Raw genomic sequence first — 7,668 nt, 5'->3', positions numbered from 1 at the left:
GTTTCTCGCTCGCCTGTTGCTCGGCGGCGCCTTCGTCTTCGCCGGCCTGCGCAACATCCAGAACGCGGCCTTCCTGACCCAGATGATGGCTGCGCGCGGCGTGCCGCAGGCAAGATTGGCGCTGTGGCTCGGCATCGTGCTTCAGATCGCCGCCGGCGTGCTGGTCATCGCAGGATTGTGGACGGCACTCGCGGCCGCGGTGCTGCTGGTGTTCCTGATCGTTGCCACGCCGATGTTCCACAATTTTTGGGACCATCAGGGCCCGGATCGTGCGTCCCGCATCAATGGCTTCGTCGGCAATGTCGCCCTGAGCGGTGGCTTTCTGACCCTGATCGCGCAATCCGTTTGACGCACAGTTGCATGCCGACTGCGGCCTCTGGTGCCGACGGCTCGATCATAAAATCGGAACCAATCGAGGCGTTGACGCATTTCACACCTGCATGCCCAGCATCCAGGATGGAATATGAAAATCGCCCATGTCGCGCCGCTTTATGAATCGGTGCCGCCAAGGCTCTATGGCGGCACCGAGCGCATCGTCTCGTATCTAACCGAAGCGCTGGTCGATCTGGGCCATGAGGTGACGCTGTTCGCCAGTGGCGACAGCCAGACTTCCGCGACGCTGGTAGCCAGCCGGGAACGCGCGCTGCGCCTCGATCCGCGTCCGCTCAAATCCGAGATCGCTGCGCATCTTTCGATGCTTGCTCAGGTGAGGGACCGGGCGTCGGAGTTCGATGTCATCCACTTCCACCTCAGCCATTTCCTGCACTTTTCCTTCTTCGAGGATCTCGCCGACCGCACGGTGACGACGCCGCATGGCAGGCTGGATTATGTGGACCTGGCGCCGGCCTATGAACGGTTTCCGCGTTTTCCCCTGATTTCCATTTCGCACAGCCAGAAGGCGGGCCTTGCCAAGGCCAATTGGCTGGCGACGATCCATCACGGGCTGCCGACCACTCTCTACGAACCGACTTTCGAGACGACGGCGGAAGAACCCTACCTTGCCTTCCTCGGCCGGTTCTCACGCGACAAGCGCCCGGACCGCGCCATCGAGATCGCCTTGCGGTCGGGGCTCAAGCTGAAGCTTGCGGCAAAGATCGGCGACGACGACCGCGCCTATTTCCACGAGGTGGTCGAACCGTTGATCGACGGCGATCGCATCGTCTATGTCGGCGAGATCGAGGAGGACCAGAAGGCGGAATTTCTCGGCAAGGCGGCCGGCCTGCTGTTCCCGATCGACTGGCCGGAGCCGTTCGGGCTCGCCGCCATCGAGGCCATGGCCTGCGGTACGCCGGTGATCGCCTGGAATTGCGGTGCGCTGCCCGAGATCATCGATCAAGGCGTGACCGGTTTCATCGCTGACACGCTGGATGGAGCGGTCGCCGCGGTGCCTGCTTTGCTGCAGCTCGACAGGCGCAAGGTGAGGGCCGTTTTTGAAAAGCGTTTTTCCGCTCGAAGAATGGCCGGCGACTATCTGGCCGCCTATGCGGGCCTGATCGGCGTCCCGAGCGCGGCGAAGGCGTCTTGAGCAGCGACGTGCTCGAGCCACGGCAACGAAACAACAGGGATCTTTGACGAATGGCCCAACTCGATGAGCGCCAGCTCGATCCTGCGGTTGCGCTTGCATCGCTCGACGCCACCGCACCTCGCGAGCCGCATCGGCTGTTTGCGCTCAAACAGGGCGATTGCTTCGCGGTTGCCGACGCCTATGGCGACATACGTGGAGCCGGCGACGGTTTCTTTCGCGACGACACACGGGTTCTTTCCGAGTTCCGGCTGACCGTCGGCGGCAGGCAGACATCGCTGCTCGGCGCCTCGCTCAGCCAGGACAATGTGCTGTTCACCACCAATTTGACCAATCTGCCGATACAGAGCGCCGGCGGACGCGACATCCCGCAGGGAGCCATCCACATCGAACGCGTCAGGCTGCTCTGGCAGGACAGGCTGTTCGAACGCATCACGCTTTCCAATTACAGCCGGGAACATTCGACGATCAACGTTTCCCTGCACTATTCCGCCGATTTCCGCGACATGTTCGAAGTGCGTGGCTCGACACGGCTGAAGCGCGGGCTGGCCCATGCCGCCGAAACAGACGCGACGTCGGTCCTGCTGCGCTATGACGGGCTCGATGGCCTGGCCCGCCTCTCTGCGATATCGTTCTCGCAGGCGCCGGACCAACTGACAGCCAACCGTGCCGATTTCCTGATCGCCGTGACCAAGCGCAGCAGGAAGGTGCTCTATGTCGAGGTCGGTCCCGAGGTGGCCGACAAGCCCGACCGCGACCGGTTCCGCGCCGCTGCCGCACGCGCCCGCTTTGGCATGCGGGCCAAACGTCGCCATGGCGCGACGGTGCGCAGCTCGGGCCGTGTCTTCAACGATTGGGTCGAGCGCGCCCGCGCCGATGTCGCGCTGCTGACCACCGAACTGGCGACCGGCCCCTATCCCTATGCCGGCATCCCCTGGTTCTCGACGGCGTTCGGTCGTGACGGCGTCATCTCGGCGCTGCAGATGCTGTGGCTCAATCCCGGGCTGGCGCGGGGCGTGTTGGCCTTTCTGGCCCAGCATCAGGCGACCGAGACATCGCCGTTCAGCGATTCGCAGCCGGGCAAGATCATGCACGAGACCCGCAAAGGCGAAATGGTGGCGCTGCGGGAGCTTCCCTTCGGCCGCTACTACGGTGGCGTCGATACGACACCGCTCTACATCTATCTTGCTTGCGCCTACGCCGATCGTACCGGTGACATGGCATTCATCGACGGCCTGTGGCCTTCGCTGTGCGCGGCGGCCGAATGGACGGAGGAGGCGGGCCGGGAGACCGGATTCGTGACTTACCAGCGAGCGGCCGAGTCCGGCCTCGCAAACCAGGGATGGAAGGACAGTTTCGATTCGGTCTTCCATGCCGATGGCCGCATTCCCAAGGGCCCGATAGCCCTGGTCGAAGTGCAGGGCTATGTCTTTGCCGCCTTCCGCGGGCTGGCCAAGCTTGCCCGCCGCCGTGGCGAGGACGACAAAGCCGATCACTGGGAGGACCGCGCCGAGGCGATGCGGGTGGCGGTGGAACGCGATTTCTGGCTTGACGATCTCGGCTTCTATGCCCTTGCGATCGACGGTGCCGGCGAGCCCTGCAAGGTGCGGACCTCGAATGCCGGGCATCTGCTCTTTGTCGGATTGCCTGAGCCGGCGCGGGCCCAGATGGTCGCCGACCAGCTGCTTTCCGCCTCCTTCCATTCCGGCTGGGGGCTGAGGACGCTTGCCGACGATGCGGTGTTCTTTAACCCGATGTCGTACCACAATGGCTCGATCTGGCCGCACGACACCGCCATATGCGGTGCCGGCCTGGCGCATTATGGCGAGCGTGAAAGCGTGGTTCGCCTGATGAGCGGCACATTCGAATCCGCGGTCCATTTCAACATGCGGCTGCCCGAACTGTTCTGCGGGTTTACACGCGCGCCGGGCGAAGCACCCATCGCCTATCCCGTCGCTTGCCTGCCGCAAGCGTGGTCGGCGGGATCCGCCTTCATGCTGATGCAGGCCTGCCTTGGCCTGGAGATCGACGGCTGGGATGGCGAAATCCGCGTCACCCGCCCGAGACTGCCGATCGGCATCGACACGCTGACACTGCGGCACCTGGGCGTCGGCGACCGGGTCGTCGATCTCACCTTCCAGCGCGTCGGTGACCGGGTCGTCGCTTTCCTTGCCGACCGCCATGAAGGGCTGGTGCCGCTCATCGTAAGGACATGATCCGAACAAAATTGGCGGAACCGATCCGAGCTTTGTGCGTTGCAAAAATACAGGTCCGAACGCTGACCACGTGGTCGGCGGACCGTTTCAAATGGAAAACACGAACAAACGGTCGCCGACGGCCGGGGTGAGTTGACATTCAATGACAAACTACGGTGCGGACCTGCTCTGGGTTCTGATCTTCGCGAGCCTCGGTTTTTCCGCTCTTGCCGTTTTCCTCTCCATATCGCGGCACCGTCGCCGTCATCCACCCGCGGTCGCACATACGGCAGGCGAAGATGTGGCCGCGGAAGCCGCGCGCAAGGTGATACGGGAGTTCGAAAAGAATGGCCAATCGGCCGATGCCGCGCTGGTGACCTGGTCGCCCGAAACATTGCGCAAGATCCTGGCCGACGATCTGCCCGATGCGCAGGTCATCGTGGTGTCCAATCGCGAACCGTACATCCACAATGTGAAGGGCGACGGCGTCGAGTTGCTCGTCCCGGCCAGCGGACTGGTGTCGGCGCTCGAGCCCATTACCCGCGCCTGTGCCGGCACCTGGATCGCCTATGGCGGCGGAACGGCGGACCGCCTCACCGTCGACGACCACGATCGTGTGCAGGTGCCGCCTGGCAACCCGTCCTACACGTTGCGCCGGGTCTGGCTGACGGAGGAAGAGCATCAGGGCTATTATCTCGGTTTCGCCAATGAGGGCCTTTGGCCACTTTGCCATATCGCCTTCACCCGGCCGATTTTTCGCGCCTCCGACTGGGCTGCCTATGAAGCCGTCAACCGGAAGTTTGCCGATACGGTGGTTGCCGAGGCCCGCAACGAGCGGCCGATCGTGCTGGTCCAGGACTACCATTTCGCGCTGCTGCCGCGCATGATCCGCGAGCGCCTGCCGGAGGCGATCGTCATCACTTTCTGGCACATCCCGTGGCCGAATTCGGAAGTGTACAGCATCTGTCCTTGGCGCGAACGCATCCTCGAGGGGCTGCTCGGCAGTTCGATCATCGGCTTCCACACCCAGTTCCACGCCAACAATTTCACCGAAAGCGTCGATCGCTTCCTGGAAAGCCGCATCGAGCGGGCCGATGCGGCCATCTCCTACGGCGGACGGACCACATTGGTGCACGCCTATCCCATCTCGATAGAATGGCCGGCGGACCTGCTGGCGAAACTTCCCGATGTCGACGATTGCCGCGCTCGCATGCGCGAGAGGTTCGGTCTCAAAGCGGATGTGAAGCTGGCCGTCGGGGTCGAGCGCCTCGATTACACCAAGGGCATTCTTGATCGGTTTCACGCTTTGAACGAATTGTTCAAGCGACAGCCTGAATGGATCGGAAAACTTGTCTTCCTGCAGGTCGCGGCACCCAGCCGCGGCACGCTGCCGGCCTACAAATTGCTCCATGACGAGTGCCACCGTTATGCCGAAGAGCTCAACCGGCGTTATGGCAGCGAGGGCTACAGGCCGGTGATCATGGTGGCCGAACATCACTCGCAGGAACAGGTTTACGAGATCTATCGGGCCGCCGACATATGCATGGTCACCAGCCTGCATGACGGCATGAACCTCGTCGCAAAGGAATTCGTCGCCGCGCGCGACGACGAGCAGGGTGTTTTGATGCTCAGCACATTCGCCGGCGCCTCGCGCGAATTGCTGGAGGCGCTGATCGTCAACCCTTACGATGCCGCCATGATGAGCGGAGCGCTGTTGCAGGCATTGACCATGGCGCCCGAAGAACAGCGCGAGCGCATGCGACCCATGCGCGAGACGATCCGCAACAACAACGTCTATCGCTGGGCCGGCAGCATGCTTCTGGATGCGGCGCGTTTGCGTAAGCGCGGAGACCTCGATCGGGTAACCGGTGCCGCCGGCGACCCGCCGCCCAGCGTCGACAATGTCGTCTCCATCTTTGAGCGCAGACGGATGGCGATGTCATGAGCGATACGCTGCAGAAGATGATCGGCGAGACCCTGCAAAAGCCGCAGGCCGTCATGGAGAAACCGCAGCCTGTGCTGGCCGGCGAATGGGCATTGTTCCTCGACATCGACGGCACGTTGCTGGAACATGCCGAGCACCCGGACGCAGTCTCGGTCAGCGACGAGCTTCGCTCCTTGCTGCAAGGCCTGGACCGCAAGCTGAACGGGGCATTGGCGTTCATCACGGGCCGGTCCGTTGCGGCCGTCGACCATCTGTTTCAGCCTTTGAAACTGCGAGCCGCCGGGCTCTATGGCCTGGAACATCGGCTCCTGCCGGACGACGACGTCGAAATCGCGGACGAGCCGGCGGATATCGCAGCCCTTGCCGACGAGATCGAGGCCGAGCTCGGTCGTGGGGCGTATATCGAGCGCAAGGGACGGGTGCTGGCCATCCACACGCGCGCCGCCCCGCATCTGCTTCCGCGCGCGACGCAGCTTGTCGAGCAGGCGCTGGCCGGTTTGCCAAAGGGCTACCGGGTGGTTGCCGGCAACGCCGGCGTGGAATTGCTGCCGCTGGAGGCGGCCAAGGGTGCCGCGATTCGGCGTTTCATGGAGATTGCGCCATTCGCAGGTCGCCGCCCGGTCTTCCTGGGCGACGACACGTCGGACGAAAACGGCTTCGAAACGATCAATGATGCCGGCGGCATATCGATACGGGTCAAACCACCGGCGCAAACCACCGCGCAGTACGGGCTGGCCGGCGTTGCCGAGACGCTGGCCTGGCTGAGAGGTCAACTCTAGGTGCAGCCGACGCAACCGTGATCGCGCCTCCTGGAAAGGACAAGGAAAGGAACGGTTTCGATGGGACGCTTTGCACAATTGGTTCGAGAGATCACCCCGAACTGGCTTCACGCTCGCTCCTCCCGCCATGAGATCGCCGACGTTTCACCGTCCGACGCGGACTACAGCTGGCAAGAGGCGATCGACAACAAGATGTATGGGGCGGATACATCTGACTATTCCCATGTGCCGGAAAAGCCTGTTTCGGCAAAACCGGCAGGCGACAGGCCCGCGGACGAGAACGACCGCGTTCCAAAGAAGGCCAATTAAGGTCCCGTCGGAGCCCGATAGTCGCTGTTCCTATGCCGCAAATCTCAGGCCGCCATCGCAGGTCAGCACCTGGCCGGTCATGAAGCCGCTGGAGACGAGGAAGGCGATTGCGTCGGCCACGTCTTCGGCCCGACCGACGCGGCCGACCGGGGTCTTGCCGGCATAGTCGGCAAAGATCGTTTGCCTCTGCTCTTCGGCCAGAAAATCCCACCAGGGCGTGTCGATGACGCCCGGCGCCACGACATTGACGCGCAGCGGCTTCAGTTCCAGGGCCAGGATCGGCACCACAGTCAACAGCATGCCGTTGATGGCGGCGATACCGGCGACACCGGGCGTCGCGAGCTGCGCCGACACCGCCGAGATGAAGGTGACCGATCCGGCCTTGTTGAGTGTCGGCAAGGCGGCCTGCAGGCAGGACAGCTGCGGGCGGACCTTTTCCTCCACGCCGCTGCCGATGTCGCTCAGGTCAAGCGCCGGGAAGGGGCCGAGGCCCTTGCCGCCGCTGGCCGCCAGCACCAGATGGTCGAAAGGACCGAGGCTCTCGAAGAACTGGCGGACCGCATCCGGCTTCGCGGCGTCGAAAGCAGCCTTCCCGGCAGCGCTGCCAAGGCTTTTCCAAGCGCTCTTCAGTTTGTCCTCGTTGCGCCCGGTGATGGTCACCTTCATGCCCGGGCCAAGCAGTTTTCGCGCCGTCGCCAGGCCGATGCCGGACGAGCCGCCGATGATGACGGTGTGTTCGATTGTCTTGGTCATGAATGGTCTTCCTTCGATGTGGGGGAGGCCGTGCCGATGAGATCAAGGCTCAAGGCTCGCAGACGTTGCCTTGCCTTGGCGTCATAGGCCTGGGTATCGGCGCGGGATTCCCGCACATCGAAGGAAGACCATTCATGACCAAGACAATCGAACACACCGTCATCA

Annotated in this window: 7 protein-coding genes and 1 pseudogene; 6 read left to right on the top strand and 2 right to left on the bottom strand. The window is 63.3% G+C overall.

The window, feature by feature from the left end; all coding sequences use genetic code 11:
* From EN906_RS15755 to EN906_RS15730, 6 genes are all read left to right on the top strand, one after another.
* A partial coding sequence (locus EN906_RS15755; RefSeq protein WP_164777189.1) for a DoxX family protein occupies positions 1 to 349 on the top strand: 349 nt, incomplete at its 5' end.
* A gap of 114 nt (positions 350 to 463) precedes the next feature.
* The gene (locus EN906_RS15750; RefSeq protein WP_127272617.1) at positions 464 to 1,525 is read left to right on the top strand and encodes a glycosyltransferase family 4 protein; all 1,062 of its coding nucleotides are present in this window, start codon (positions 464 to 466) and stop codon (positions 1,523 to 1,525) included.
* A 50-nt stretch (positions 1,526 to 1,575) separates the two neighbouring features.
* Entirely contained in the window at positions 1,576 to 3,738 is a 2,163-nt protein-coding gene (locus tag EN906_RS15745; protein WP_127269143.1) for an amylo-alpha-1,6-glucosidase, read from the top strand.
* Between the two features lie 142 nt (positions 3,739 to 3,880).
* Positions 3,881 to 5,662, top strand: coding sequence for a trehalose-6-phosphate synthase (locus EN906_RS15740; RefSeq protein ID WP_127269144.1), 1,782 nt, complete (start codon positions 3,881 to 3,883; stop codon positions 5,660 to 5,662).
* The gene (otsB, locus tag EN906_RS15735; RefSeq protein WP_127269145.1) at positions 5,659 to 6,441 is read left to right on the top strand and encodes a trehalose-phosphatase; all 783 of its coding nucleotides are present in this window, start codon (positions 5,659 to 5,661) and stop codon (positions 6,439 to 6,441) included. The genes EN906_RS15740 and otsB overlap by 4 nt, the downstream gene beginning before the upstream one ends.
* 60 nt (positions 6,442 to 6,501) lie before the next feature.
* Positions 6,502 to 6,750, top strand: coding sequence for a hypothetical protein (locus tag EN906_RS15730; protein WP_127269146.1), 249 nt, complete (start codon positions 6,502 to 6,504; stop codon positions 6,748 to 6,750).
* 30 nt (positions 6,751 to 6,780) lie between these two features.
* On the opposite strand, the gene EN906_RS15725 is transcribed toward EN906_RS15730, so the two are convergent.
* On the bottom strand, positions 6,781 to 7,503 hold the full coding sequence (locus EN906_RS15725) for an SDR family oxidoreductase (RefSeq protein WP_127272373.1): 723 nt from the start codon (positions 7,501 to 7,503) through the stop codon (positions 6,781 to 6,783).
* Positions 7,500 to 7,668 (bottom strand): annotated as a pseudogene (locus EN906_RS38280) (3-oxoacyl-ACP reductase); the annotation flags it as partial. The gene EN906_RS15725 and the pseudogene EN906_RS38280, both read right to left, overlap by 4 nt.

The organism is Mesorhizobium sp. M7A.F.Ca.CA.004.06.1.1 (genome assembly GCF_003999135.1).
Classification (GTDB): domain Bacteria; phylum Pseudomonadota; class Alphaproteobacteria; order Rhizobiales; family Rhizobiaceae; genus Mesorhizobium.
This window is presented reverse-complemented; position numbering and strand designations above follow the sequence as displayed.